This is a genomic window from Sphingobium sp. IP1 (assembly GCF_002708645.1).
Lineage (GTDB): Bacteria > Pseudomonadota > Alphaproteobacteria > Sphingomonadales > Sphingomonadaceae > Sphingobium > Sphingobium yanoikuyae.
This window is the reverse complement of the sequence record NZ_NOIW01000032.1, coordinates 26,992-53,276: the sequence shown is the minus strand read 5'-3', so window position 1 is coordinate 53,276 and position 26,285 is coordinate 26,992. Positions and strand designations below refer to the sequence as shown.

Annotated in this window: 18 protein-coding genes and 1 pseudogene; 10 read left to right on the top strand and 9 right to left on the bottom strand. The window is 61.3% G+C overall.

Annotated elements, in window-relative coordinates:
* Positions 1-115 precede the first annotated feature (115 nt).
* Together CG471_RS31680 and CG471_RS13315 are read right to left on the bottom strand one after the other, a co-directional pair.
* The gene (locus tag CG471_RS31680) at positions 116-802 is read right to left on the bottom strand and encodes a zinc-binding dehydrogenase (protein WP_180275701.1); all 687 of its coding nucleotides are present in this window, start codon (positions 800-802) and stop codon (positions 116-118) included.
* Between the two features lie 278 nt (positions 803-1,080).
* Positions 1,081-1,989 (bottom strand): LysR family transcriptional regulator, encoded by a 909-nt coding sequence (locus CG471_RS13315; RefSeq protein ID WP_017503664.1) that lies wholly within the window; start codon positions 1,987-1,989, stop codon positions 1,081-1,083.
* 310 nt (positions 1,990-2,299) lie between these two features.
* Here CG471_RS13315 and CG471_RS13310 point away from each other — a divergent pair, with 310 nt between their 5' ends.
* The 7 genes from CG471_RS13310 to CG471_RS13280 all read left to right on the top strand — a co-directional run bounded on the left by CG471_RS13310 (position 2,300) and on the right by CG471_RS13280 (position 13,559).
* The gene (locus CG471_RS13310) at positions 2,300-4,735 is read left to right on the top strand and encodes a membrane-bound PQQ-dependent dehydrogenase, glucose/quinate/shikimate family (RefSeq protein WP_099232157.1); all 2,436 of its coding nucleotides are present in this window, start codon (positions 2,300-2,302) and stop codon (positions 4,733-4,735) included.
* A gap of 140 nt (positions 4,736-4,875) precedes the next feature.
* Positions 4,876-6,588 (top strand): carbohydrate porin, encoded by a 1,713-nt coding sequence (locus CG471_RS13305; RefSeq protein WP_257211530.1) that lies wholly within the window; start codon positions 4,876-4,878, stop codon positions 6,586-6,588.
* Positions 6,589-6,784: 196 nt separating this feature from the next.
* On the top strand, positions 6,785-8,656 hold the full coding sequence (locus CG471_RS13300; RefSeq protein ID WP_099232155.1) for an FUSC family protein: 1,872 nt from the start codon (positions 6,785-6,787) through the stop codon (positions 8,654-8,656).
* A gap of 108 nt (positions 8,657-8,764) precedes the next feature.
* Positions 8,765-10,432 (top strand): lactate permease LctP family transporter, encoded by a 1,668-nt coding sequence (locus CG471_RS13295; RefSeq protein WP_099232161.1) that lies wholly within the window; start codon positions 8,765-8,767, stop codon positions 10,430-10,432.
* Positions 10,429-11,253, top strand: coding sequence for an FCD domain-containing protein (locus CG471_RS13290; RefSeq protein WP_234832059.1), 825 nt, complete (start codon positions 10,429-10,431; stop codon positions 11,251-11,253). The genes CG471_RS13295 and CG471_RS13290 overlap by 4 nt, the downstream gene beginning before the upstream one ends.
* Positions 11,250-12,383, top strand: a complete 1,134-nt coding sequence (lldD, locus tag CG471_RS13285; protein WP_099232154.1) for an FMN-dependent L-lactate dehydrogenase LldD — start codon at positions 11,250-11,252, stop codon at positions 12,381-12,383. Before CG471_RS13290 ends, lldD begins: the two co-directional genes overlap by 4 nt.
* 234 nt (positions 12,384-12,617) lie before the next feature.
* Positions 12,618-13,559, top strand: coding sequence for an L-lactate dehydrogenase (locus CG471_RS13280; protein WP_036526759.1), 942 nt, complete (start codon positions 12,618-12,620; stop codon positions 13,557-13,559).
* A 771-nt stretch (positions 13,560-14,330) separates the two neighbouring features.
* Here CG471_RS13280 and CG471_RS13275 read toward each other — a convergent pair.
* Positions 14,331-15,452 carry an IS5 family transposase gene (locus tag CG471_RS13275; RefSeq protein WP_099232153.1) on the bottom strand — a complete coding sequence of 374 codons (1,122 nt, stop codon included), beginning with the start codon at positions 15,450-15,452 and terminating at the stop codon, positions 14,331-14,333.
* An 82-nt stretch (positions 15,453-15,534) separates the two neighbouring features.
* On the opposite strand from CG471_RS13275, the gene CG471_RS31795 reads away from it, so the two are divergent.
* The gene (locus CG471_RS31795) at positions 15,535-16,320 is read left to right on the top strand and encodes a sensor histidine kinase (protein WP_099232152.1); all 786 of its coding nucleotides are present in this window, start codon (positions 15,535-15,537) and stop codon (positions 16,318-16,320) included.
* Here CG471_RS31795 and CG471_RS13265 read toward each other — a convergent pair.
* The 3 genes from CG471_RS13265 to CG471_RS13255 form a co-directional block, all read right to left on the bottom strand.
* A complete protein-coding gene (locus CG471_RS13265; protein ID WP_099232151.1) occupies positions 16,206-16,982 on the bottom strand; it encodes a GAF domain-containing protein in 777 nt (258 codons plus the stop codon). The two genes, CG471_RS31795 and CG471_RS13265, sit on opposite strands and share 115 nt — an antisense overlap.
* Before the next feature lie 73 nt (positions 16,983-17,055).
* Entirely contained in the window at positions 17,056-18,519 is a 1,464-nt protein-coding gene (locus CG471_RS31670; protein WP_099232150.1) for a diguanylate cyclase domain-containing protein, read from the bottom strand.
* 3 nt (positions 18,520-18,522) lie between these two features.
* Complete coding sequence (locus CG471_RS13255; protein WP_218964255.1) at positions 18,523-20,802, bottom strand: bifunctional diguanylate cyclase/phosphodiesterase; 2,280 nt, start codon at positions 20,800-20,802, stop codon at positions 18,523-18,525.
* 779 nt (positions 20,803-21,581) lie between these two features.
* Here CG471_RS13255 and CG471_RS13245 point away from each other — a divergent pair.
* Positions 21,582-22,214, top strand: coding sequence for a tyrosine-type recombinase/integrase (locus CG471_RS13245; RefSeq protein WP_099232149.1), 633 nt, complete (start codon positions 21,582-21,584; stop codon positions 22,212-22,214).
* Positions 22,215-22,350: 136 nt separating this feature from the next.
* Here the strand turns inward: CG471_RS13245 and cydB are convergent, their stop codons facing one another.
* The 3 genes and pseudogenes from cydB to CG471_RS13220 form a co-directional block, all read right to left on the bottom strand.
* A complete protein-coding gene (cydB, locus tag CG471_RS13235) occupies positions 22,351-23,349 on the bottom strand; it encodes a cytochrome d ubiquinol oxidase subunit II (RefSeq protein ID WP_099232147.1) in 999 nt (332 codons plus the stop codon).
* Positions 23,346-24,284, bottom strand: a pseudogene (locus tag CG471_RS13230) (cytochrome ubiquinol oxidase subunit I); the annotation flags it as partial. The gene cydB and the pseudogene CG471_RS13230, both read right to left, overlap by 4 nt.
* A gap of 280 nt (positions 24,285-24,564) precedes the next feature.
* Positions 24,565-25,158 (bottom strand): LysR family transcriptional regulator, encoded by a 594-nt coding sequence (locus CG471_RS13220; RefSeq protein WP_257211528.1) that lies wholly within the window; start codon positions 25,156-25,158, stop codon positions 24,565-24,567.
* 37 nt (positions 25,159-25,195) lie between these two features.
* On the opposite strand from CG471_RS13220, the gene CG471_RS13215 reads away from it, so the two are divergent.
* Entirely contained in the window at positions 25,196-26,209 is a 1,014-nt protein-coding gene (locus tag CG471_RS13215) for an NADP-dependent oxidoreductase (protein WP_218964254.1), read from the top strand.
* Positions 26,210-26,285: the final 76 nt, after the last annotated feature.

The window sequence follows — 26,285 nt, the reverse complement described above, 5'->3', positions numbered from 1 at the left end:
GACCGCCCTGCTCGAAGGCGGCACTGGCAGCGCCGCCCGCCAAAAGCTGATCGAGAAGCTCATTCGGTATGGCAGGTTCTTTGCGTCGTGACATAGTGGGACTCCTTGTTGCCCATTATGCCCGGCCGCACACGGAAATCCTGACAGTCCCTGCCTCGATAAGGTTCTGCGGCTGTGGAATGTCAACGATGCTGACGACGCGCCCCATGTCAGCGAGCGCCAACGGACTACGCGTCAGCGTATCGCCACCGATCGCGTCGAACACGACGTCGACGCCGCGACTGCCCGTCAGCCGCGTTGCGGCACCGACATAATCCTCTGTGCCATGGTCGATCGCCTCGTCGGCGCCGAGCGACCGCACAAACGCATGGTCTGCGGCACGCGCGGTGGTCAGCACGCGGGCGCCTATCGCCTTGGCAACCTGGATCGCGATCGTTCCCACGCCGCCGGCACCGCCGTGGATGAGAACGGTTTCACCGACAGCAAGGCGCGCACGCGTCACGAACGCTTCCACGACGGTGCCCCCGACCGCTGCAACTGTCGGGGCAGGCAAGGCTGGCTGCTCGCTGATCTGCACCTCCGCAAATGCCGGCTCGGCCAACTTGCGAACCCCGGCAAGCTCACCGGACATCGCCTGGCGCCGCCAAGTGTAGATCGAGCCGCTGCCGACATCATGGCGTTCACAGGCCGCGCGCACGCAGCCCTCCGGCCCGAATGCATCCCGCAGCACGGCCAGCTTCTGCTCTACCGTCCACCGCCGCCGGCCTGACACACGGCTAACGATCTCTATCCGACTACTCATACGACCGCTCGTATGAGCAGTCGCTGCGCCGCTCGCTGAATCCTCAATCTCGTCCGACACCGGCCGCCCCGCTCAAAGAGCGGCAATCATCCCCGCGAATGGGCGCCGTGCAAGGCGGCCGTCAGACCTCGCTTACGGCGTACCATCCACGCTATGCCCTCAATCGCGCGTAACCTTGGCCTGGGAAAAAATCGTCGCCACAATCATCGGACGTGCGAGACAGGACTGCGCCCCTGAACACGAAATAGTCAGACTGGCCGTAAACGCGGTTGGCAGCGCTAGACGCCTGTATAAAGTTCACTCGGGCGGGAAGTTTCCCGCATCAGCTTCATCCATGCAACTGTCGCGTCAGAAAGATAGGCATTACGCCGCCATGCATGACCCATCACCCAGGCCAGCTCCGCTTCGTCGAGGGGTACTGAAACGATACCTTGCAGGTGTTTTTCATCGACGATCTCGCTTGGCAGGAACGCTACTCCGACATTGGTTGAAACCAGTTCGATCATGAAATCGATCTGGCTGCTCGTAACGGCAACGGTCGGCTCGAAGCCTGCTTTACGACTGGCATTGAGGATCATGCCGTGCAGACGGAAGCCGAGGTCGAAGAGGACGAAAGGGACATCGCGCAAATCCGTCAACTTGAGACTGCCGCAGCGGCTGAGGGGATGGACTGACGAAAGTAAGGCAACGATCGGTTTGCTCCGTATCGGCTCCCATTCAAAGTCAGGAGACTGCGGCTCCAGAATGCCGGCGATATCGATGTCACCAGCCCGCAAGTGCTTTTCGAGCTGGTTGCTTCCATGTTCGATCAGACGTAATTCGATTTGTGGATAACGCTCGCGGTAGGTGCATACCACGGGCGCGAATAATTTAATATTGCCAACGGAGGGGATGCCAAGTCGTAAAACGCCCCGTTGCAAGCCTCGTATTTCATCGAGTTCGGCCAGTACGTCGTCGCGATCGGCCAGCAACTTGATCCCGCGGCGATATACCACTTCTCCCGCAGGGGTCATCACGCAGCGGTGCCCGGAACGGTCGAGCAATATTGTTCCCAGCTCATTCTCGAGTTGCTTGACTGCTTTGCTGATCGTGGACTGCGTGGAAGCGAGCGAACGCGCTGCTTGCGAGAAACCGCCGCAACGCACGACTTCAGTGAACGAGCGTAATAGCCGGAACTCCATGGCCATTCGTTACTGGAATATTCACAATTCCGCAAATTCATTTCCTTCATACACAAAAGCGAAATAAAGGACCGCGCATGAATGCGGCACCCAGGTCTAACGACCGCGCTTCCGATTGATAGATATGAATTAGTGCCATTTTGCGCGTATTTCACAATATAGACCGCGTGCAGAATCCAAAAATAAAATGGGATAATATACCAGCGCCGCCGGATTTCTTGTGAAAATCCAGTATAAATATGGAAAGGCAACTAAGTGAACAACCGTCAAATGCCGTTGGACAGATTGGCTGATGTAGATTCGTTGAGCAGCCGTCATGAATGACTACTCTTCACTTCATCGCTTGAACGGCCGCAGCATTTTTCGCGTTCTGTTCTCCGCCCTAACCCTCGCCGTTGGCCTTGTCCTTGCCGCAGGCGGATTGAGGCTGATCACACTTGGAGGGTCATCCTATTATGCCCTGGCAGGTGTGGCATATGTTATTCTCGCGTTTCTTTACCTTAAAAGGCACCCCGCTGCTTTACATCTGACGATCGCCATTTTTGGTGCGACGGTCATCTGGGCCCTTTTCGACACGCCCGAGTTCGGCTTCTGGGCGCTGCTGCCACGTCTGGTGGTTCCCGCCCTGATGTTTGGTCTCGGGCTTTGGGCGAGTGCGACGCTGGAAGCCGTGCCGGCGAAACTGCGCAGTGCCAGCTTCTGGGGTGGTGCAGCAACCGCCGGTGCGCTGATATTGACGCTCATTTCGGCTTTCTTCCCGCACGGCGCCATTTACGAGCCGGGCAATCTGTCCGCACAAACGCCCCTCGCGCTCGACAAGATCGACGCGCCGGGCAACTGGGCGATGTTCGGGCGCAACGCCAACGGGACGCGCTTTGCGCCATTCAACGACATCAATCTCGAAAATGTGAGCGATTTGCAGGTTGCGTGGACCTATCGCACCGGGCGCCGCACGACCGGGCCCGGGATTGGCGTCGACGAGAACACGCCGCTGCAGATCGGCAACATACTCTACTCATGCACGCCTGAAAACATGGTCACGGCGCTCGATGCAGACACCGGCAAGGCGCTGTGGAAATTCGATCCACATGCTCATTCCGCCGAACACGTCACATGCCGGGGTGTTGGCTATTACGACGTCGACGCCGATACCCGCTTGACGCCCTCGCAGAAAGCTGCGCTCCCCGACGGTATATGCAGGCAGCGGCTGCTCATCTCCACGGTCGATGCACGTCTGATCGCCATCGATGCGGCCACCGGCAAGCCTTGCGCCGATTTCGGCAAGGGGGGCACAGTCGACCTGGCCCCAGGCATGGGCCCGGTCGAGCGGGGCAAGCGCTATCATCCGACATCGGTTCCGGTGCTGATGGGGCATGTCGCCGTTGTCGGTGGCTGGGTCCGTGACATCGTCCACGGCGAACCCTCGGGCGCGGTGCGCGCCTATGATGCCCTGACCGGCAAGCTGGCCTGGGTCTGGGACGTGGGTAGTCCCGACAATGCTGTCGCCGCGCAGCAGAATCCGCAATTCTCTCTCGAAACCCCCAATGTCTGGACGGTCCCGACTTACGACCGTGACCTCAACCTCGTCTACCTCCCCACCGGGGCTGGTCCGCCCGATTATTGGGGGGGTGACCGCAACCAGGCCAAGGAAAAGTTCGGCGCCGCCATTGTCGCGGTCGACGCCTCGACCGGTCGGACACGGTGGGTCTATCAGACCGTACACCACGACGTGTGGGACTATGACGTGCCCTCACAACCCGTTCTCTATGATATGACGAACGACAAGGGCCTGAAGGTTCCCGCGCTCATCCAAACCACCAAGACGGGCAATATCTTCGTTCTCGACCGTCGGACCGGCAAGCCGGTTACTCGCGTCGTCGAACGGGCCGTCACCAACAATCCGGCTGCCGAAGGCGATCGGCTATCGCCGACACAGCCATTTTCGGTAGGCATGCCAATCATTGGCAATGATCGCCTGAGCGAACGCAAGATGTGGGGCGTCAGCACCTTCGACCAGCTGTACTGCCGCATCATGTTCAAGGACTCGGTTTATACCGGTGCCTTCACGCCTCCGGGTGAGAAACCCTATATCGAATATCCGAGCCTGCTCGGCGGTATGAACTGGGGCGGTGTCTCGATCGACGAAACGCGGGACCTGATGTTTGTGAACGACATGCGCGTGCCGCTACGCATGATGCTGGTCAACGAGAAAAACGCCGGCAAGTACAAGATCTCGATGGACGAAGTTCCCGGCTTCATGGGCACGCTTCGTCCGCAGGTCGCTGGACCCTATCGCGGAGTCCGGATCGACGTTCTCCAGTCGCCGCTGGCCGTACCTTGCAATACGCCTCCCTTCGGCACGATGACCGCGATCGACCTCAAGACCAAGAAAATCGTCTGGCAGGTACCGCTTGGCACGGTGCGCGATACTGGGCCGATGGGTATCAAAACCCACCTGCCGATCCCGCTTGGCATGCCTACTTTGGGTGGACCGACCGCAACGGCCTCTGGTCTGGTTTTCTTTGCCGGGACCCAGGACAATTACCTGCGCGCGCTGGATTCGCTCACGGGCAAAGAAGTGTGGAAGGCCCGGCTGCCCGCCGGTGCCCCGGCCGCTCCTTTGATCTACCGCTCGCCGCGTACCGGACGTCAGTATGTCGTGATCTCGGTAGGCGGTATGAGCCACGCGGCTGACGTAGGCGACTATATCATTGCCTACGCCCTCCCACAAAAAGGCTTGGCTGCCCGCTAGGGATGACATCGCCACGTCGGAGCGGCCTTTCGGCTTTACCCCGAACAGCCGCTCCGGCCTCTTATTTGATCGCGGATTCCTGGCGCTTCTATGGATCGACCCGGCCTGGAGAAACGCGCCTAGCTGGTCAGGGCTTCATAATGCAAAAATTTCCCCGGCCGTTTTCGCACAGTCGCGCTTCTTTGCCGATGCTGACAACTTTGTCTGCAACCTTGATCTCCTGCGCCAGCCCAGTGATGGCCCATTCCGAAGACAGCGTTCTTCAAGCCAGCGGTTCTCAGGACGGTGCCCCCCTTGAACGGGAGATCGTATCGCCGCTGACGTCGTCCAAGTTTTTGTCCGCAGCGTCGCCCCATGAAACGGCGTCCGTTGTCACCGCCGTGTCGGTGGGGGCAAATGCAGCACCCACGCCATCAGATGATGACGATGCTGAGGGTGATCATGACACTCCTGCCACCGATACGGCCCCTCTCATGCCCGACACCGCAGAAGGCCTTCGCCGCAATATTGGCGGCAGCAGCCTGCGTCCTCTGACTGACAGTGAGGCTATATCCTGGCTGTTGCCATCCGAACTCGACTCGCTGCGCCGTACCGACATTCCCGATGCCTATTATGTGCCGACCACTGTGGGCGGCCATCTGATCACGCCGCTCGATCGGTTCCGTGCCAGCCTGAAGCAGAAGGGATTGACATTCTCCCTCTCCTATAAGGCGGAAGCGATGGACAACCTTGATGGCGGCGTGGAACGCGGCGCAGACTATGTTCACGAACTCACCCTGCAAATGCATTTCGATCTCGACAAGCTGGTCGGGCTGCGAGGCTGGACGCTGCACGCCTTGGTAATGAACCGAGTGGGGCACCAGGTGTCGACCGATCGACTGGGCGAGCGTTATATCAACTTGATGGAAGTGTATGGACTAACGGGAGGCGTCGCCGCTCATCTTGTCGACTTCTACCTGCAAAAAACCATGTTAGACGGGCGCCTTGATGTGGCGGTGGGACGCATGTCGCTGACCCACGTGTTTGCGACATCGCCGCTACTATGTTCGTTCATGGTGACGTGCTCGGCGCCGGTTATACTCAAGCGGGCACCCGGGTTCGCCGTTTATCCCAAGGCTACGATGGGTGGGCGTGTACGCTTGCGCCCCACGCGTGATACCAGCGTACAGTTGGGTGTTTATCAGGTCACGCCGCTGGCGAGCAATCCATCGGGCTGGGCCTGGGGCAGCGAGCGAACCACCGGGGTCATGCTGCCGATTGAATTCACGTGGCAGCCGTTTCTCACCGACAAAAAGCTACCGGGCCATTATGTGTTCGGCTATGCCCGCGACACCTCACGTTATGCCGACCTGATGACAACCGGCGCAGCCAACGCGATTAAGCGGGATAGTACGCCGCCTAGCGCACCGATGAATATGTACTGGTTCGAAGGTGATCAGATGATCTACCGCAAGGGCGGATCGGACCAGATGTCGGGTGGTTACCTGATGTTCGGCTATGTCCACAACACCCCGCGCGTGGCGGCGTTGTCAGACCAATATTATGCGGGCTTTTCATTCAACGGGGTGGTCCCGCATCGCGATACCGATCGTTTTGGCGTGCTATGGTCGTGGTATCATGTCAGCGACCGATTGCGCCTCAACCAGATGTACTTGATCGATAGCGGTCAGTCGCTTGGGGCTTCGGTGCTGGCACCGCAGACCAGCTCTCACGTGATCGAGGCTTATTATAGCATTGATGTCATGCCCGGCCTTCAGCTTCAGCCCGAATTTGACTATATGATCCGTCCGGGTGAAACCACCAAGACCTCGGACGCGACGCTACTAGGCATGAAGATCATCGCAAATTTCTGAAAACTACCATCAACTGCTTGCTTCTAACGTTCGGTGCCCCGCCCAATCGCGGCGATGATCTGGCCCTTAAGCCAGTTGGATGCAGCGAGTCGAAACGAGTCCGGATGCCAGCATACCCTATTGGGTATGTACGATCTATTTGCATGTGCCACGCGGAGAATGTCTCTGGACGGGCGCTAGGCGCCGAGGAAGAACGATGACGATGGACAGGACCATGGCATCATGGGCGATGGGGTGGGTATCCCGACGCACCGCACCGACCACCGTCAGACTAGCTGCGCGATGGCTGGAACTACGCTCCATTGGGCTGGCGCCGGAACATTTCAGCCTTGCGGAGGGGTTCCGCGCCGCGCTGGCTGTCGGCGTACCGCTGGCGATCGCGGTTTCCTTCGGGCGGGCGGCGCTAGGCTGGGCGGTGTTCGCCGCCTTCTGGACCTGCCTATGCGACGCGCCTGGCCCGGACCGGCTGCGACGCCGTCTGCTCCTGCTGTTCGTCGTGTGTGGGACGCTGGTCACGCTCGCCGGAGCCTGGGGGGCGTCGGCAGGTGCTATGGCCGGCATGATAATCGGGCCGGCGCTGGTGTTCCTGTCGATTGTCGGAGGATCGCGCGTTGCCTGGAGCGGGCCGCTCGGCACTCTGCTGGCGGTTGTTGGGGTCGTCGCCGTCGGCTTTCCGCGCCCCTTGGATAATGCCCTTTTTCAGGCGGGCGCCTTCAGCGCGGGATCGGCCTGGGCCTATCTCCTGATAAATGCGCTGTGGCGGCTCGACCCTGCGGCTCCGCTGCGCCAGCTCGCCGATGCCGTCACCGCGCGGCTGCTGGACATGAGCGGCGATCTGGCGACGATCGGGGATAGCCGCCATCGCGACGAGCAATGGCACAGCGAGCATGCCGCACATCGCCGCGCCGTGCGCCTGTCGATCGAGCGGCTGCGCGGGTTGATCGCCCCTTACGCCCGCGATCCTGGTGTAACCGCGCCGCTTCTTCGCCTCCTTGACACGGCGGAAACCATATTCGGGGCATTGATCGCGCTCGACCAGGCGTTCATCGACCATATCGGCCCCGCCCCCCAGCGCGTTGCAACTGCGCGGGCGGTACGGGTGGCGCTGCTCGCCTGGCGATCGTCGATGCGCGCGGGGGAAGCCGGCCGGAAAACGAGACACCGCGCCGTCAAGCGGTTGCGGCGAACCGAAGGGCGTCTCTCGGACAACCTGTGCATCGGGTGCGTGCGCGCGATCGCGCAGGCGCTGGACGCTTTCGACGCCCACCCTACCGACCTGCCCATCATCACCAGGACCGCCGACCTGGCAACGGCCCCGGCGACCGGGTGGCGGCAGGCTTGCCGGCAGGCGCTACGCCAGTCCGCCGGGCTGATGGCGGTCTATTACACAGCGATCGTCTTTCGGCTGGGCTATCCTTATTGGGCGGCGATGGCGGTGGTGGTCGTATTGCAGGGCGGCGCACGCGTGACATGGACGCGCTGTCTGGAACGCATTCTCGGAAGTCTGCTGGGCGGGTGCATCGCGCTACTGGTGTTGCATGTCGCCACCGCGCCGGCAGTTTTGGCCGGCTTGGCGATCGGGCTGGCGGGAACGGCGGTGTCGCTGCGGTCGGTGAACTACACCGTGTTCGTGGCGTTCCTCACCATGCTGTTCATTCTGGTCACCGAACTGCTTCAGCCCGGTGCCGGGATCGCCTCCGCCAGGATGCTCGATAACGTCATCGGCAGCATCGCCGCGCTGCTCGCCGTGCTGCTGCTCTGGCCCGATTTTGGCGCCTCCCCCACCGAGCGCATCCGGTCCGGCATCGCGGCCAACCACGCCTATGTCGCGGCGGTCGAGGCCGCCCGCCCGATAGGAGAGATCGAGGCGGCGCGGCGCGCGGCCGGCCTGGCCAGCACGGAGGCCGAGGTCGCGCTGCACGACTTGGGCACAACGGTACGCCGCTTCCACGTGTCGTCGGAAGATCGCGCGTCGATAGCTGCACTGCGCCGCTTGGCAGGCGACGCGGCGATCGCCTGGCACCGGCGCCTCGCCGCAGCGAAGGCGCCACCGGAGGAATCCTGCTAAAGCACTTTGGTCAGACCAAGTCATTGCAAATTCTCGCGGACACCTTGACTCGCGCTGACCACTCACCCACGGAGAGGAAGAGAAACCGGGAGCTTGGTAGGACCATTGGTGCAGACAGCCACAACTTGGAGCCAGACTTATGATCCCTTGGGCAACCTCTGGCTGTCCGGCTTGGTCGCGGCGATACCGATCCTTTTCTTTTTCGCCGCGCTGACCGTGCTGAAGCTGAAGGGGCACGTCGCAGGCACGATCACCCTGTTGCTGGCTATGGCAGTGGCGGTCACGGTTTTCGGGATGCCGGCCGGCATGGCGCTCGCGGCCGCGATCTACGGCTTCTGCTATGGCCTGTGGCCCATCGCCTGGATCATCGTCGGCGCGGTCTTTCTTTATAAGGTGTCCGTGGAAACGGGCCAGTTCGCGATCATCCGGCGGTCGATCCTGGCCATCACCCAGGATCAGCGGTTGCAGCTGCTGCTGGTCGGCTTCGCCTTCGGCGCTTTCCTGGAAGGGGCGGCGGGATTCGGCGCCCCGATCGCGATCACCGCAGCGCTGCTTGTCGGCCTGGGGTTCAAGCCGCTTCACGCCGCGGGCCTGTGCCTGATCGCCAATGCCGCGCCGGTCGCCTATGGCGCGATGGGCATCCCGATCATCGTCGCCGGCGAGGTGACGGGGATCGGGCCGTTCGCGATCGGACAGATGGCGGGCCGTCAGCTGCCCCTGCTGGCGCTACTGATCCCGTTCTGGCTGGTTTTCGTCATGGACGGCATGCGCGGTGTGCGGGAGACATGGCCGGCCGTGCTGGTGGCAGGCGGATCGTTCGCGACCGTCCAGTCCCTGACCGCCAACCATGTCGGACCGGAACTGCCCGACATTCTCGCCGGCCTGGCGACCCTGATCTGTCTGCCGCTATTCCTGCGGTTCTGGAAACCCGCCCGCGTCTTCCGCTTTGAGGACGCCGGCGAAGCGGGAATGGCGCTACCCGCCCAAGACGCCGCGCCTGTGACGCGCGGTCAGGTGGTGCGCGCCTGGTCTCCCTTTCTGATCCTCACCGCCTTTGTGACCCTGTGGAGCATCGCACCGTTCAAGCGGCTCTTCGCGCCCGATGGCCCGTTGTCCTCGATGGTGGCGCATGTCAGCGTCCCGCTGCTCGACGGGCGGGTGCTGAAAGGACCGCCGATCGCCGCGCAGGCAACGCCGTTTCCGGCCGATTACAAGTTCGATTGGTTCTCCGGGACGGGCACTGCGATCTTCATCGCCGCGCTTGTCACATTGCTGGTGCTCGGCCTGCGCCCGCGCCGGGCTCTCGTCACCTTCGCCGCGACCGTCAGGGGCCTGCTGGTCCCGATCTACTCGATCGGCACCGTGCTGGCCTTCGCCTTTGTCGCCAACTATTCCGGGCTGTCCGCGACGCTGGCGCTGCCGCTGGCGCAGACGGGCCGCGCCTTTACCTTCTTTTCGCCGTTCCTTGGCTGGCTTGGCGTTTTCCTGACCGGCTCGGACACCTCGGCCAACGCGCTGTTCGGCGCGTTGCAGGCGACCACGGCGCGCCAGATCGGGATCAGCGACGTGCTGCTGGTCTCAGTCAACACCACTGGCGGGGGCACGGGCAAGATGATCTCGCCCCAGTCGATTGCGATCGCCTGCGGCGCGGTGGGGCTGGTGGGACGCGAATCGGCATTGTTCCGCTTCACAGTAAAGCACAGCCTGTTGTTCGCCGCGCTGATCGGCGTCCTGACCACCGTGCAGGCCTATATGCTGCCCTGGATGATCCCATGACGACGGTGCCCCCTGCCTCCTCGGCCCCCGGTCCCGCTTCCTCCAATCGCGTAGTCGACCGCGCCGTGGCGGCGATCGAGGCAATCATCGCGGAGCGTGGCCTGACCCCTGGCGCGCGCCTGCCCTCGGAACGCGCCATGGTGGCGATGATCGGCACGTCGCGCGGCAGCCTGCGCGAGGCGATCGGGCGGCTGAGCGCGGCGGGTCGTCTATCGGTCGGGCCGCGCGGCACCACCATCGCCGCTCCGCTGGCGGCGCGATGGGCGGAAGGCACTATCGCCGCACCGCTGGGCGCGCGGATCGCGGCCGATCCCGGCTATGGCCGCGATGTGCTGGAGGTGCGGCAGGGCCTGGAGCGGCAGGCCGCCTTTCACGCCGCGCGGCGCGCGCTGCCTGCGGATCGCGACCATATCCGCCGCTGCTTCGACGCGATGATAGATAGCCATGGATCGGGCGATGCGGGCGACGAGGCCCAGGCGGACGCCGCCTTTCACCTCGCCATAGCGCGCGCATCGCACAATGCGGTGCTCCATTCGGTAATGTCGAGCATGTTTGGGCTGCTGCGATCGAGCATCTCGGATAGCCTGGAAAAGCTCTACACCGTGCCTCGCACCTTTGAGCAGCTATCAGACCAGCATCGCCGGCTGATGGAGACGATCCTCGCTGGCGACGCGGAGGCGGCGCGCGATGCTTCCGACGCGCATATCCAGTTCGTGGAGACAACCATCCGTGGGATCGACGAGGAACGTGCACGCCAGGTGCGCGCGGCCGCGCTCCACGCCCCTTCTATTCCCCAAGACAGGCAAAAGAGCAGATCGTGATCATTTCCGCCCCCACCGACTATCGCGAGGCGGCGCGGCGCCGCCTGCCGCCCTTCCTGTTCCATTACATCGACGGGGGCGCCAATGCGGAGCATACGCTGCGGCGCAACGTCACCGACCTTGCCAATGTTGCGCTGCGCCAGCGCGTGCTGCGCGACGTGGCCGACCTTAGCCTCGAAACCGAACTGTTCGGTAGCCGGCTCGCTATGCCTGTCGCACTGGCGCCGGTAGGGCTGACGGGCATGTACGCGCGGCGAGGCGAGGTGCAGGCCGCGCGCGCGGCCGCCGCTGCGGGAGTACCCTTCACTCTGTCTACCGTCTCCGTCTGCGCCATCGACGAAGTGCAGCGCGCCTCCTCCGCGCCCATCTGGTTCCAGCTCTACGTGCTGAAAGATCGCGGCTTCATGCGCGACGCGCTGGAACGGGCGCAGGCCGCAGGGGTGACGACGCTCGTGTTCACCGTCGACATGCCGGTGCCGGGCTCGCGCTATCGCGATCGTCATTCAGGCATGTCGGGACCCGGCGCGCCCCTGCGCCGCGTCGCACAGGCGATCACGCATCCCCATTGGGCGTGGGACGTCGGGCTGCGCGGCCGGCCGCACGACCTGGGCAACATCTCCACTTATCGCGGGATGCCGACCAAGCTGGAGGATTATATTGGTTGGCTCGGAAACAATTTCGATCCATCGATCGCGTGGCAAGACCTGCAATGGATCCGTGATTTCTGGAAGGGGTCGATGGTCATCAAGGGCATCCTCGATCCCGACGATGCGCGCGACGCGGTGCGGTTCGGCGCGGACGGGATCGTCGTGTCCAACCATGGTGGACGCCAGTTGGACGGCGTGCTGTCCAGTACCCGCGCGCTGCCCGAGATCGCCGAGGCCGTGGGGGGCCAGATCAAGGTGCTTGCCGATTCGGGCATCAGGTCAGGTTTGGACGTAGTGCGGATGCTGGCACTGGGCGCCGATGCGGTGCTACTCGGCCGGGCCTTCATTTATGCCCTGGCTGCGGCGGGGGAAGCAGGGGTCGCCAACCTCCTGGCCCTGTTCGCCAGCGAGATGCGCGTGGCCATGGCGCTGACCGGTGCGCGATCGGTCGGCGAACTCGACCGTGGGGCGCTGGTCGCATGAGCGGAAACGGCAAGAGCCCGGCGCTGGTCGCGGCACTCGAAACGATCGTCGGTAGCGCGTACGTTCTCATCGATCCCCTTGAAACGCAGCGGCGCCGCGACGGCATTGCGCCTTGGCAACGGTCCGATTGCCGCGGCGGGCGAGCCGACCGACTGCGGTGGATTGGTAGTATTGGCGGTGCGGCGTAAAATAGCGTCGGCCACATAGACATCGCTTGAACCGAAGGGATCGATCTTGTCCAAATCTTCTCGTCCGACGTCATCCCGCGTCGCGATTATCGGTAGCGGAAACGTCGGCGCTACCGCCGCGTACGCGTTGATGCTGCGTGGCTTGTTCACCGAGATCGTGCTGATCGACGCGAGTAAAGAGCGAGCGATGGCAGAGGCAGCCGACATTGGCGATGCCAATGCCATTGCACGACCGACCCGCATTTGGGCAGGCGAATATGCCGATGTAGCGAAGGCGGATATTCTGGTCTTGACAGCGGGAGCCGCGACTCATGGCGACGAAACCCGTACGTCCATCGCGGGCAAAAGCGCCGAGATTGTGCGTGCCTGCATCGATGAGGTGAAAGCGGTCGGGTTCGACGGAGTGATCGTCGTCGCCTCCAACCCGGCGGATGCGATGGCACAAGTAGCGCAGCAGGCGTCCGGTCTCCCACCCGAACGTGTGATCGGCACCGGCACCCTCCTTGACAGCAATAGATTCCGGCAGCGAATCGCGGAAGAGCTCGGCATCGCTCCCGCTACTGTTGAAGCATTGGTCTTAGGGGAGCATGGCGATAGCGAGGTCGCCGCCTTTTCTACCGTGCGCATCGGTGGGGTAGCGCTCGATGCTTTTCTTGATGGGCGTATGATCGACCGAGCCGCAATAGCGCGCGACGTGATGCGTGCCGGTTACACAATCAACCATGGCAAGGGCTTTACCTCCTATGGCGTAGCTACTGCGATCGTGCGCATCTGCGAGGCGGTCCACCGCGATGAACGTGTGGTGCTGCCCATCTCCGCACGACTAACCGGAGCGTTCGGTCTGAACGACCTCTACCTGAGCCTACCATGCCTTATCGGCGCACAAGGTGTGCTGCGCGTGCTGGAACCCGATCTCCGGCCTGATGAGCGCTTGGCGCTGCTCGCGTCCGCAGAGGTGTTGCGCAGCACCCTTGACTCGATCGCTTGAGATGCTCCCGCAATAGCAAAGGTCGTAGCTTCCTTCCTTGGGCGTAGCCTCTCGTCCAAGAGCAGCAGCCCACCGGCCGAATGGCAGTCCGAGTACCATCGTATCGAGATGGCTAGTCGCGTAAATCAGCGGCGGCTACTTGCGCTTTCAGTTCTGGACACGCGCGACCGGAGACTCCCTCGGTAACAGCATGGGTCATAAAATGCTTTCCGATAAACGCCGCCAGCAGCAATCCAAAAGTCGGCCCTTTGCACCATTCGACTGTCGACACCCTGCGCTGGAAGGCGCGATCGGACAATTCCTGCCCAATCATGAATGTTGAACATAGCTGCTACTGTCCGGTCGGCCCGGCACATGACGGATCGGATATGCGCGCATGTCCACCGCCGACCAGGACCTCGCTCGCCAGCTCGATGTGCTGCGCGCGGATGGACGCGAGTAGCTCTATTGGGACCAGGCATACGGCAATCACGCGGATCGGCCTGAACTGGCGAGCCCAATCCGCTGTCGCTTACTGTCCCCGGTTGGCGCTAGCGGCGCTATTCCCACCGGAGCACATCAAAACGGTTAGAATTGGGTCTTTGCTGCATGGGGGCGGTGATACCCGTTTGTTCGCGTGAGAACGCTTAACAGGTTGCGGAAAAAGGCTTGGCAGAGCCGGCCATTGGCCCCGTTTTCGCGGTTTTCTAGCCCACGGCGTCAGTCATTCCGGGAGGTAACTTCCCGAAGCCGGTCGTTTTTGACCGGCCTCGGGCGTTGTGAGGCGCAGGCCTAGGTGGCGGCTAGCAGTTTCGGCAGTCTGATGAGGTTATAGGCGGCAGCGGTGAGCGTGAAGGACCATCCGACGCGATGTTGCCCACGGTGTCGGGTTTTTCGCATCGTGCCGCAGGTTTTTGCCCATCCGAACACTTCCTCGATCCGCTTGCGGATTTTCTGGGAGAGGCCGTAGCCGGGATGGCGTGTCGTACGCCCGTCGATTGCCGAGCGCCGGTTGCTGTTGTTCTGAGCCACATGCGGGGTGACGTCCATCTCGCGCAATGCTTCGACGAAGGCGGCGGTGTCGTAGTTCTTGTCCGCGCCCAGCGTGATCCGATGGCGCCCTTCCATCCGGCCCAGCATGGTCAGTGCGGCATCGCGTTCGGCGGTGCCGGTCGCTTGGGTGAGGATCGCATCGACGACGAGGCCATTGCGGTTCTCCATGAGAACATGGGCCATATGGCACAACCTGGCTGCCTGGCCCCGCGCTTTCTTGAACAGGCGGGCATCGGGGTCAGTGGTTGATGCATGGGTCGCATTGCTGCGCTTCTCGCCCCGGAAATCGCGTCCGGCATTGCTCGGCGCTGTTTTCTGCTCGCCATGGCCGGAGACTGAACCACCGTCATCGTCATTCCCGGGGCCGCCTTCATCCTTGGGCCTGAAGCTCTTCACGCTGGCCCAGGCTTCGATCAACGTGCCGTCCACCGAGAAATGATCGTCGGACAGAAGAGCCTGCACGCGTGCCTGGTTGATGATGGCGGACAGGAACTTGGCGGCAACGTCCCCGGGCAGCAGCCTCTCACGGTTCTTGGTGAAGACCGTGACATCCCAGATCGGCGCATCCATCGCCAGGCCAACGAACCAGCGGAAGAGCAGGTTGTAATCCATCTGCTCCATGAGTTGGCGCTCCGAGCGGATCGTATAGAAAGCTTGCAGGAGCAATGCGCGCAGCAGCTTCTCGGGCGGGATCGATGGCCTGCCAATGCGCGAATACATCGCATCGAAATCAGCCGACATCACCTCGAGAGCTTCGTCGACGATCGCGCGGATCGCCCGAAGTGGGTGGTTGGCCGGAACCCGAGCTTCGCAGCTCACGTAGGAAAACAACCCTTCGCTCCGGTAATCGCCGCCCCGCATCTCAAATCCTTCAACCTCAGTTGAAGGCGTCTGAATCACCTCAAGCGGCTCAAGGAAAGAGCCTTTTTCCGCAACCTGTTATATGGTCACGAACTTGCTTCCCTATTTGCTGTTCATTCCGGTGGTGCTCGTGGTCACCCTGGTCATGGCGCGCGCGACGGGCCTGTTTTCCGTCTGGTTTTCTGCTTTCCTTGCGGGGCTCACTATCGCTGATGTCTCGCAGCCCGGTTGGTTGACCGTCACGCAGTGGGCAGCAACGCTCCTCTATGCCGTCGTAATGACCGCAGTGACCCTGGTCGCTTCAGAGCTACGCGCAGCCTTACAACGGTCCAGGGTTCTCACAGCAGAACTGACTGAGGCAAACCAACGGCTATCCGAGCATGAGGATCAGCTCCGTCTCGTAAATCAGGAACTTGCTCACCGCCTTAAAAACCAGCTGGCCGTCGTTCAGACCGTTGCCAGCCAGACTTTGAGGCAATCGAGCAGCATGGGTGCCGCAAGCGAGGCTCTCAGCTTTCGGCTCGCTGCCTTGGCCCAGGCTACCGATACACTGACCGCCGCTGAATGGCGCGGCGCTGATTTGAAAGATCTGGCTGCGACAGTGCTGGGAAGCAATGGAGGTCTTTCGGAGCGTATCCATATTTCCGGTCCCGCTGTCCATTTCGATGCCCAAGTCTCACTGGGCTTCACGCTAACGCTGCATGAGCTCATGACGAATGCGACCAAATACGGTGCGCTATCGAACGATAGCGGTCACGTAGAGCTCCATTGGTCGCTAAAACCGGGCAATTCCAGAAAGGTGCCCATAAGCCGGGTAGTGCCGCCCCGGGCGGCTCGCGCGAAGATGTCGCGATGCCCAACCGTGTGACGATGCGGAATGATGAGTTCAACATTTTGCCCGAGAGCTTCCTCGACGCTCCAACCGAACAATTTTTCCGCGGCGGCATTCCAGTAAACGAGATTGCCGTCACGATCGGCAGCCAGCACCGCATCCGAGGTTGCCTCAACGACCTTTGCGGCGATTTCGCCCATTTGACGAAATTGACAGGTCTCGATCAGCTCTGTTGCAAGTCGCGCCAGATCGCGCAAGACATTGCGTTCGTTTGCCGTCAGCCCGTCGCGCGGCTCTGGATCGAACACACACAATGTGCCAAGGCATTGACCGGATGCCAGGATCAGCGGCAACCCAGCATAGAAGCGGATCCCCTGGGGCACGGTCACCAAGGGATTTTGCGCAAACCTCTCGTCCTGCGAGGCGTCACAGACCACAAATGGCTCGCCGGATGCTAGAGGGTAGTTGCAGAACGCCACCTCCTGCGTCGTCTCGCTGAACGGTATGCCGTGCCGCGACTTGAACCACTGCCGCCTGTCATCAAGAAGGCTGATGGCCGCGCTGCGAACGCCCAATGCAGTCGCCGCAAGCCGGGTCAGTTCATCAAACTCACGCTCCGGGGAAGAATCCATCAGCCCCGATTGCTCCAGCGCCTTCAACCGGGCTAATTCGTCCGCGCGCAGAGAGGTGTGTTTCATGGCCTGAGTATAGGCAGGACAGGGTTAATAATTGGCCACCAGCCAGGCAAAGGCTTGGATCGCTTGCAGCCGATCAAGCGAACAGTGTCGTCTCCCCGAACAATTTGCCAGTGCCTTTAGCTTGGCGCTTCGCTTCGTAAAGCGCGATGTCCGCCCTGCGAAGTGCATCATGGGAACTTGCATCGCCAGGCTCGAGAAATGCCGCCCCGATGGTTGCCGATACAGATCGCTCTTGGCCGTCACGCTCTATGGTGTGGCGCAGGGCATGCAGCGTCTCGGTAATATAGGCCTCCGCCCGCGCGCAGTCACGGGGGCGGGTGAGCAGTATCACGAATTCGTCCCCGCCAAGGCGCGCTGCGAAAATACCGTTATTTGCCTTTTGGCGTAGCCTATCTGCCATCACCCGCAGCACTTCGTCGCCTGCGGCATGACCGAAGGTATCGTTGACCGCCTTGAAGCCATCTAGATCGAGGAGCAGTATGAGGGCCGGCGCCCCGTGATCCTGCGTTCGGGCCAGGACATGGGCAAGTTCCTGCTCGAAACAGGCCCGATTGGGCAGTCCTGTCAAGGCATCGGTATCGGCCGTTTGGCGAAGGAACAACTCGCGCTCGTGACGATCGGTGATGTCCTGAAACACGCCGATCAGTGCGACAGGCCGACCATCAAGTACAATCGGTTCACCGATGCTGCGAACGCGCCGCATGCGGCCGTCTGCGGTGATAAAGTCGCTTTCAAAGTCAAAAGATTCCCCCAGTGTCGCTCCGCGCTCTAGAAGCTTGGCCACCTCTTCCCGGCGTTCTGGCGGATAGAAGCTCAGAGCCTCATCGACGGACGGCATCTTGCCGCTCGGCAAGCCATGAATGACGTAGACCTGATCGGACCAATGGACACTGTTGTCCGCAAGATCGAGGCGCCAGGAACCGATCTGCGCCATACGTTCGGCTTGACGAAGCTGCAGATGCTGTCGTTCGAGCACCTCGGCCTGTGCGTGAGCCTCTCTGCTCAAGGCTATGGCTTCCGAGGCAGCCGTTCTGCACGCGATGAGGGAACTGACCATCGCCGCACTGGCGACCAGAAGCGCCCTCGAACGCTCATCGAGAGTGCGGGGCTTGGTGTCGATAATGCACGCTGTGCCGATACCTGATATATCCTTGCCAGGCTTTGGGTTGATCCATGGACGCAGCGGAACCCCAGCGTAGAAGCGAATGTAGGGCGGCCCGGTGACAAGTGGATTATCGACGAAGCGCGGATCTTTGGCGGCATCCTCAACAACGAGAATCTCAGAGACATGGATAGCATGCGCACAGAAGGCCATGTCCCGCGGGGTCTGGTCGACTTCAATCCCGCACTTGGCCTTGAACCACTGCCGGCTCTCATCGATCATTGACACTAGCGCGATGGGCGCATCGAACGCATTTCTCAGCAGCTCGACAGCGGTATTGAAGTCCTGCTCCGGAGCGGAATCCAGAATAGCGAACTCGTGAAGGCGTTCAAGGCGAACGATCTCGCGAGCAATATGGGCTTGCGGCGTGGGCATCGTTTACGATGTCGCTACAAGGTCGGTATTGAGAACTTCATCGCAGGGGGAAGGCGTAGGGCGACCGATGAGATATCCTTGCACCTGGTGGCATCCCAAATCCTCCATCAAATGAAATTGCGCCATCGTCTCCACTCCTTCCGCGACCGTAGCAACGCCCAGCCTGTTCCCCAGATCAATCACGGCCGCAACGATTGATGCACAATCGGCTCTGTCCAGCGCGTCACGCACGAAACTGCCATCTATCTTGATTTTATCGAAAGGAAAGAGGCGAAGATGCGCCAGTGAGGAATAGCCGGTACCGAAGTCGTCCAGCGAAATCCGGACACCAATCGCCCTGATCTGTTGCAGTTCGGCAATCGAGGCTGCCTCGTTTTTCAGCAAAGCGGTTTCGGTGATTTCCAGCTCTAGCCGGGTCGGTGGTAAGCCGGAATGCTCCAGGGCCGAGCACACCAAGGGGAACAATTCCGACCGCCCCATCTGTGATGCGGAGATATTGACGGCAACCGTCTCGTTGTCGCTCCACGTCATTGCCTCACGGCATGCCCCGTGAATGACATAGTGACCCAGTTTAAGGATCAGATCGCTTTGCTCAGCGACCGCAACGAAAGTGGAGGGAGACACCCAGCCCAGATCTTCGTGGTACCATCGCGCCAGTGCTTCTCTGGAAACGACCTTGCGTAGCTGCATGTCGATGATGGGCTGGTAGAATATGCTCAGCCCTATTCCCGACAAAAGAGCGATGCGAAGTTCGCCTTCCAACTGTTTGGCAGCGATAAACTCATCCTGCATTTCCGCAGAGAAATAGCGCACGCAGCCCTTCCCGGCACCTTTGGCGACGTACAGCGCCATGTCGGCGCGAACCATGACATCTTCTGCGGATGTCGCGTGCTTCGGGAAGAGTGCTACGCCGATTGATGCTCCAATCTGGGCAAGACGCTTACGTTCCAAGGCAATGGGTTCTGAGAGGCTCGCAAGAATGTCGGCTGTGACCGCATCGCATTGCGCCGCCGAAACATCGGTCAACACGATCGCGAATTCGTCGCCGCCTTGCCGGGCGACGACCGCCGAATAGCCTTCGCAAGCTGCAGACAGCCGCTTGGCAACGGCAACAAGCAGTTGGTCGCCGAAACTGTGCCCGAGCGTGTCGTTGATCTCCTTGAAGCCGTCCAGGTCGATAAACAGTAATGCTCCCGGGGTGCGATCATTTTTGGTCAACTTGAGCAGCGCTGCGTTCAAGGTCACCCGGTTCGCGAGGCCGGTAAGAGCATCGTGATGGGCGAGATAGCGGATCTGGTTTTCCGCTTTGACTTCACTGGTCACGATCGCCCAGGTCAACATCGGACCCAGGTAGGACCCGTCTTCGGCGTGTATGGCTGATGCCTTAACGTCGAGCACTTCGCTCCCGAGCTTTATGCGCACACTATGCGGCAGGAGCTTGGGGTCCGAAAGAAAGCGGCGCTGCCGATCAGGGACAAGGTGAAACACGTCAATGCTGGCGCCGATCATCGCCTCGACCTTGATCGGAAGAAGGTGCTCGATGCGCTTCACGAGCTTGCGAGACGTTTCGTTCAGATACGTGATCCTGAAATCGACTGGGTCCGCCGTCATCACCGCGACCGGCATATCGTCAATCATGCGCATCAATCGATTCTGCGCCGCCTGCTTCGCCAAAGCATCGGTTTCAGCGACAACCCTCTTTGCAAAATCATTGTAGTTGATTGTGAGAATGACCAGCATGCCTATGGACACGAGCGCTGTATTGAGCGCCATGGCAACGAATGTAGGTTGCCCCGCCCAAGCGAAGAATCCGATAAACGCGCCGTTGACAATCAAGGTCACGATCAGCGCTGCCTCGCGGACATGCATCAGGCAAAAGATGCACACAACGACGGTATTGGCCATATAAAAGGCCAGATAGGATTTGGTGTAAGGCGTGCCGTAGGAGAAGAGAAGGAACGACCAGACGGTGAAAGACAAGGCAATGAGCGGGGCCAGTAGCCTCGTCGCCTTGAATGCCCTGCTTGCTTCTTCTGGTGATGGTGCTGTTCCGTAGGCCTTTATCCATTGGAACATTCTAAATAGGCAGCCGACCGTGAAAATCGCCGGGATACCGACGGTCAGCCACAACGGCGCGATATCCATATGGACGTAGGCGACTATCCAGCTGCTCGAAAGCAGTATCGGATACATCATCGGCATTTGCCGCGAGTAGGCGCGATACTGCGCCCCCGCCAGGCTTGGGCTGGGCGTAAGAAACGACTTCATTACGGTCGACAGCATCTCGCGCGGCGCTTTCAAAAGACAAAAAGGCTCTGAAAGATCATTTCAGTCCTCGTTCCCATTTACAAGCGGCGGCGAAGCCCGATTGTTCCTTCGTGTAATAATCGGTTGCCTATGCCGGTAACCGCCCTTTTGCGGCGACGCTGGCAGGCTCGCCGTCAACAACACACCGACCGGATGGCCGACAAAATTTCGCGGTTGCCAAATTGAGGGCATAGCGTGGAAAGTACGCTAAACAACGCTAAGCGAGAACGCATGGCGAACGCTCGATGCTGATGAACGGTGAGGGGAACGCCACCTCGGTTGCATTCGGCGTTGGTTACGAGAGCGCGACGCAGTTCAGCCGTGAATATTCCCGCTTCTTTGGTCTACCGCCATCAAAAGACACATCGCGGATTGTACGGAGCGGCCATCTGGCGGAGCTCTGATCAGGTTTGGTCCGCCGAGGTGTTCATTAAACGGCCGTTTTCCGAACACCAGCATACGGGCCGCTCAGAGCCGGCCCTTGCCGCAGACCAACGTTCATCAACCTGTTCGGAAAACAATGTGCAGGAAAGGTCCGCCCGCGTCAGCTATCCTCATCGGTGCGCCCGATAGCTGCCTGACGGCAATGTCCCCATGTCCAGTCGTTCGGCAGCGACAGCCGTTGCTGAAAGCGGACGCTTGCAGCGACACCGTTGAACGACGTGGTTTGGTCGGCACGAGCCGAACAGCAAATCCTGAGCATCTCTATCGGCGAGCGTTCTGCAGATGGCCAATGTGGCCATAGGAGAGCGATCATGGAGATGTCTGAAACAAAAGTCACCGCCGCCAAGCGCCCGGTTTGGAATGCCGGAAGGACCGTGGGTGCAAAGCGGGCTCTCAAGCCGAAGCAGATTTGGGAAATCCGATTCTATCTCAATCAGCGCCGCCGCCTGCGAGATCGTGCACTGTTCGATCTGGCGATCGACAGCAAGCTTCGGGGTTGCGACCTGGTGCAGATAAAGATCGGCGACCTTGTCAGCGGGGGGCAGATCCGAACGCGGGCAATCGTGATGCAGCAGAAAACAGGCCGGCCCGTTCAGTTTGAGCTGCTCCCGGACGCCCGGGCCAGCTTGCTTGCATGGCTCGAGCGGCGCGGCGGCAATGTTGACGATTATGTCTTTCCCAGCAGGGTCGACCATCATGGACACCTCAGCACCCGCCAGTATGCCCGACTTGTCGATGAATGGGTGACAGGTGTCGGTTTAATGCGAAGCGAGTATGGCACGCACTCACTTCGCCGAACGAAGGCATCGATTATCTACAGGGCCACTGGCAACCTTCGCGCCGTTCAGATCCTGCTCGGCCATAGCAAGATCGAGAATACGGTACGCTATCTCGGGATCGACGTGGAAGACGCGCTCGCTCTCGCGGAAAATACCGAAATTTGAGTGTCGGCTCCTCGTCTATGGCGAGGGGCCATTTAGCGTAGCCACCAGCGGATCAAGGCTCCCACCAGCGCCAAACCAAAAACGCTCGCAGCCCAGATGCCAGCGAACCAACCAAGCCGGCTTAGCCACAACGGCATCAGTGGTAGCCCTCCGTACCGACCTTGCCACGGAACACCCAGTAGGACCATGCGGTGTACGCCAGAATGACAGGCACCATGACGGCGGCCCCCACCAGCATGAACACCTGACTGCGCACCGGCGCCGCCGCTTCCCAGATCGTCACGCGCGCCGGGACGACGTCCGGCCAGATCGAAACGCCCAGACCGGTCAGGCAAAGCCCGAACAGGGCGAGCGCCCAGAGAAACGGCTGCACATCGCGCTTCAGCCTGAGGCTGCGATAGAAGAGGAATGTCACGATGAGCGTGGCGAACGGCACTTGCGCAGTTGCGAGCACGCCGGGGAAGCTCAGCCAACGATGATAGTATTGCGTCTCGAGCCGCAGCGTCGCGAGACTGATGGCGCCGATCATAATGAGCAGGCCGATCCCGAGCCGCCCGGCGTAGGTCACCGCCTGCCGTTGCAATCCGCCTTCGGTCTTCCAGTTGAGCCAGCACGCCCCGAGCAGGGCATAGCCAACCAGCAGGCCCACGCCGGTCAGCAGGCTGAACGGCGACAGCCATTCCCACCAGCCCCCGGCATAGCTGCGACCCTCGACCGTGATGCCCTGTAGGAGCGCGCCGAGCGCAATGCCTTGCGCGAAGGTGGCGACGACCGACCCTGTCGTGAACGCATTGTCCCAGAAAGCACGGTGCGCCGGGTCGCGCCAGCGGAACTCGAATGCCACGCCGCGGAACACAAGGCCAAGCAGCATCGCGATCATCGGCGCGTAAAGCGCGGGAAGGATGATGGCATAGGCCAGCGGGAATGCGGCAAATAGGCCGCCCACGCCCATAACCAGCCAGGTTTCGTTTCCGTCCCAGACCGGAGCGATGCTGTTCATCGCGGTGTCGCGATCCTGCCCGACCTTGAAGAACGGAAACAGGATGCCGATGCCGAGATCGAAGCCGTCCATCACGACATAGGCGACGATGGCAAAGCCGATGATACAGGCCCAGACGACGGTGAGGTCGATCATGCCGAAGCTCCCTCGATAATGGCCGGCGCCGGGGTGATCCCCGCACTGCGAATGGGCGCATCGCTGGGCGGCGGTTCATGCGCTTCAGGCGGCTTCTTCATGAGGTGAAGCAGATACCAGATGCCCATCCCGAAGACGGCGAAATAGACGACTACGAAGGCCAGCAGCGACGAGGCGACCGCAGGGGCATCGAGCGGCGAAGCGCTCTGGGCGGTCCTCAGCAAGCCATAGATCGTAAAGGGTTGCCTCCCGACTTCCGTCACGATCCAGCCAGCCAGCACGGCAATCAGTCCTGACGGCCCCATGAGCACAGCGAAGCGATGAAGCAGCGGCCAGTCGTAGAGCGATTTACGCCAGCGCGCGATGAGGCTCAGGAGTCCGATCCCGAGAATTGCAAATCCGATACCGACCATCACGCGGAACGCCCAGAATACAATTCCGATGGGCGGTTGATCAGCTTGCGGCACAGTGTCGAGACCCTTCAAGGGCGCATTGAGTTCGTGCTTCAGGATCAATGACGACGCCTTGGGTATGTCGATGGCATAATCCACCCGCTGCTCAGCGCTGTTAGGGATGCCGAACAGGATCAAAGGCGCCCCGTTCGGATGGCTCTGAAAATGGCCTTCCATTGCCATCACCTTCACTGGCTGATGCTCAAGCGTGTTGAGCCCATGCATGTCGCCCGCAAAAATCTGGATGGGCGCGACGATCGCTGCCATCCACATCGCCATGGAGAACATCTTGCGTGCGCCGGGATTCCTGCGGTCCTTGAGCAGATGCCACGCGCCCACCGCACCGACGATGAAGGCGGTTGTCAGATAGGCGGCAAGGACTGTGTGGAAGAGGCGGTAGGGAAAGCTGGGATTGAAGATGATCGTCAGCCAGCTTGGCCCCGGCAGGAACTGGCCGTTGGCGCCGACCTCATACCCCACCGGCGGAGGTTGGGTTTGATGGACGTTGACCGGTGCGCGGCCCATGCAGTCCACGCTCTGGTTTATCGGCAATCCTTCGCCATACCGGGGATGGGCAACCAGCTCACATATATGGCGAGCAGGGTTCTACCTCGATCGTTGGTCAATCGGATTGCCGCCCTCCCATATCGGCGCCCGTAGGGCGGCACCACATAAAAGGGGCAGGAAAGCCTGCGAATAGCATCTGCTGGCATCGTACCGGATTTGTTCGCCCTTAGCGTGCAGATACGTCACTTTCGTGTAGTCACCCGAGATAGGAGGGCGATGCAAAGCAGCAAAAGCGATGCGGCGCGAGCCGGCGCGCCAGGAGCCGCGTGTCCGCGAGATCGCCGATCCGTACCGCGATATCGATCCCGGCCTCGACGAGGTCGACGAACTGATCGCTCAGGCGAAGCTCGACCATCACCTGGGGGTAGCGCTCCCGGAATGCGGGTAGCTTCGGAGCAAGCACATGGATGCCGATCGGCAGCGAGGCGGCGATCCTCAGCGTGCCAGCCGGCTCCGAGCGCGCCGTGATCGCCATCTGCTCGATCTCCTCCGCGTCGCGAAGAAGCAGGAGCGCCCGTTCATGCAAATCCCTGCCCTCGGGCGTCAGAGCCAACGAACGGGTGGTGCGCGTGATAAGCGGCACCCCAAGCGTCTGCTCGAGACGCTGGACGCTCTTGCTGACCGCCGATGGCGAAATCGACAGCGACCGGGCGGCGGCCGTGAAGCTGCCCAGCGACCCGACACGGGCGAAGGCGATCAACCCCGTGAGGCGCTCAAATGCTATTTGTTCCTTCATGGAAATACTAAAACGATTTCTACCAATATTATCAATCTTAATGCGCGTCGCCACATCTCCTTCAGTTTATAAGTTTCCGAAGGAGGCAATGATGAGCGAGACAATGAAAGCGGTTCGCCTGCACGCGTTCGGCGGCCCGGACGTGCTCCGCTACGAGGATGCGCCCCGCCCCACCTTGGCGGCTGGTGAGGTACTGGTCCGCGTCCACGCAGTCGGCCTCAATCCGCCGGACTGGTATCTCCGTGACGGCTACCGCTCGCTTCCCCCCGAGTGGCAACCGCATCCCGCCTTTCCGCTGATCCTCCGATCGGACGTGTCCGGCGTCGTCGCCGCGCTCGACGATGGCGTGGAGGGATTTAGCGTCGGCGACGAGGTCTACGCGATGGTCCGTTTCCCGCAAAACGTCATGGAAGGCAGCAAGGCCTATGCCGAATATGTCAGCGTGCCGGCATCGGACCTCGCGCGCAAACCGGGCATCGACCATGTTCACGCGGCGGCTGCGCCCATGTCGCTGCTGACGGCCTGGCAGTTCCTGATCGATCTGGGTCATGACGAACCCAACCCGTTCCAGTCATTTACCCATGCACCCGCGCAACTCGAAGTCCGAACGGTCCTTGTCAACGGCGCCGGCGGCGGTGTCGGGCACCTCGCCGTGCAACTGGCGAAGTGGAAGGGCGCGCGCGTCATCGCGGTCGCGTCGGGCAGGAACGAGGCGCTGATGCGCGAGCTCGGCGCCGATCAGTTCATCGATTACACCAGGACGGCGGCCGACGAGATCGTGCGCGACGTGGACGTCGTGCTCGACGCCGTGGGCGGACCGGATACCGGCCGCTTCTTCCGCACCCTGAAGCGTGGCGGTTCTCTATACCCGGTCTATCCGCTGGGCTTCACCGGACATGCCGAAGCCGAGACGCTGGGCATTACCGTCTCGACGACACAGGTCCGTTCGAGTGGCGCGCAACTGGCCGAGGAGGCCCGCCTGCTTGACGACGGCACCATCCGCATCGTCGTCGACAGCATCTTCCCGCTCGCCGACGCCGCCCGTGCCCACGAACGCGCCGCCCGTGGCAATATCCAGGGCAAGATCGTCCTCTCCGTCGCCTGACCAAACCACGGATAGTCTGGCCCTTGGCAACGCTGATGGCTGGAGACCATCAGGATGTTGGCGATCGCCGGTCTTT

Coding starts and splice junctions, on each gene's coding strand:
- CG471_RS13265 (WP_099232151.1), bottom strand. CDS start 16,982: ATGAAACACACCTCTCTGCGCGCGGACGAATTAGCCCGGTTGAAGGCG.
- CG471_RS31670 (WP_099232150.1), bottom strand. CDS start 18,519: ATGCCCACGCCGCAAGCCCATATTGCTCGCGAGATCGTTCGCCTTGAA.
- CG471_RS13215 (WP_218964254.1), top strand. CDS start 25,196: ATGAGCGAGACAATGAAAGCGGTTCGCCTGCACGCGTTCGGCGGCCCG.
- CG471_RS31680 (WP_180275701.1), bottom strand. CDS start 802: ATGAGTAGTCGGATAGAGATCGTTAGCCGTGTGTCAGGCCGGCGGCGG.
- CG471_RS13275 (WP_099232153.1), bottom strand. CDS start 15,452: ATGCGGGGCGGCGATTACCGGAGCGAAGGGTTGTTTTCCTACGTGAGC.
- CG471_RS13315 (WP_017503664.1), bottom strand. CDS start 1,989: ATGGCCATGGAGTTCCGGCTATTACGCTCGTTCACTGAAGTCGTGCGT.
- CG471_RS13310 (WP_099232157.1), top strand. CDS start 2,300: ATGAATGACTACTCTTCACTTCATCGCTTGAACGGCCGCAGCATTTTT.
- CG471_RS13305 (WP_257211530.1), top strand. CDS start 4,876: ATGCAAAAATTTCCCCGGCCGTTTTCGCACAGTCGCGCTTCTTTGCCG.
- cydB (WP_099232147.1), bottom strand. CDS start 23,349: ATGATCGACCTCACCGTCGTCTGGGCCTGTATCATCGGCTTTGCCATC.
- CG471_RS31795 (WP_099232152.1), top strand. CDS start 15,535: ATGGTCACGAACTTGCTTCCCTATTTGCTGTTCATTCCGGTGGTGCTC.
- CG471_RS13255 (WP_218964255.1), bottom strand. CDS start 20,802: ATGCTGTCGACCGTAATGAAGTCGTTTCTTACGCCCAGCCCAAGCCTG.
- CG471_RS13300 (WP_099232155.1), top strand. CDS start 6,785: ATGACGATGGACAGGACCATGGCATCATGGGCGATGGGGTGGGTATCC.
- CG471_RS13245 (WP_099232149.1), top strand. CDS start 21,582: ATGGAGATGTCTGAAACAAAAGTCACCGCCGCCAAGCGCCCGGTTTGG.
- CG471_RS13290 (WP_234832059.1), top strand. CDS start 10,429: ATGACGACGGTGCCCCCTGCCTCCTCGGCCCCCGGTCCCGCTTCCTCC.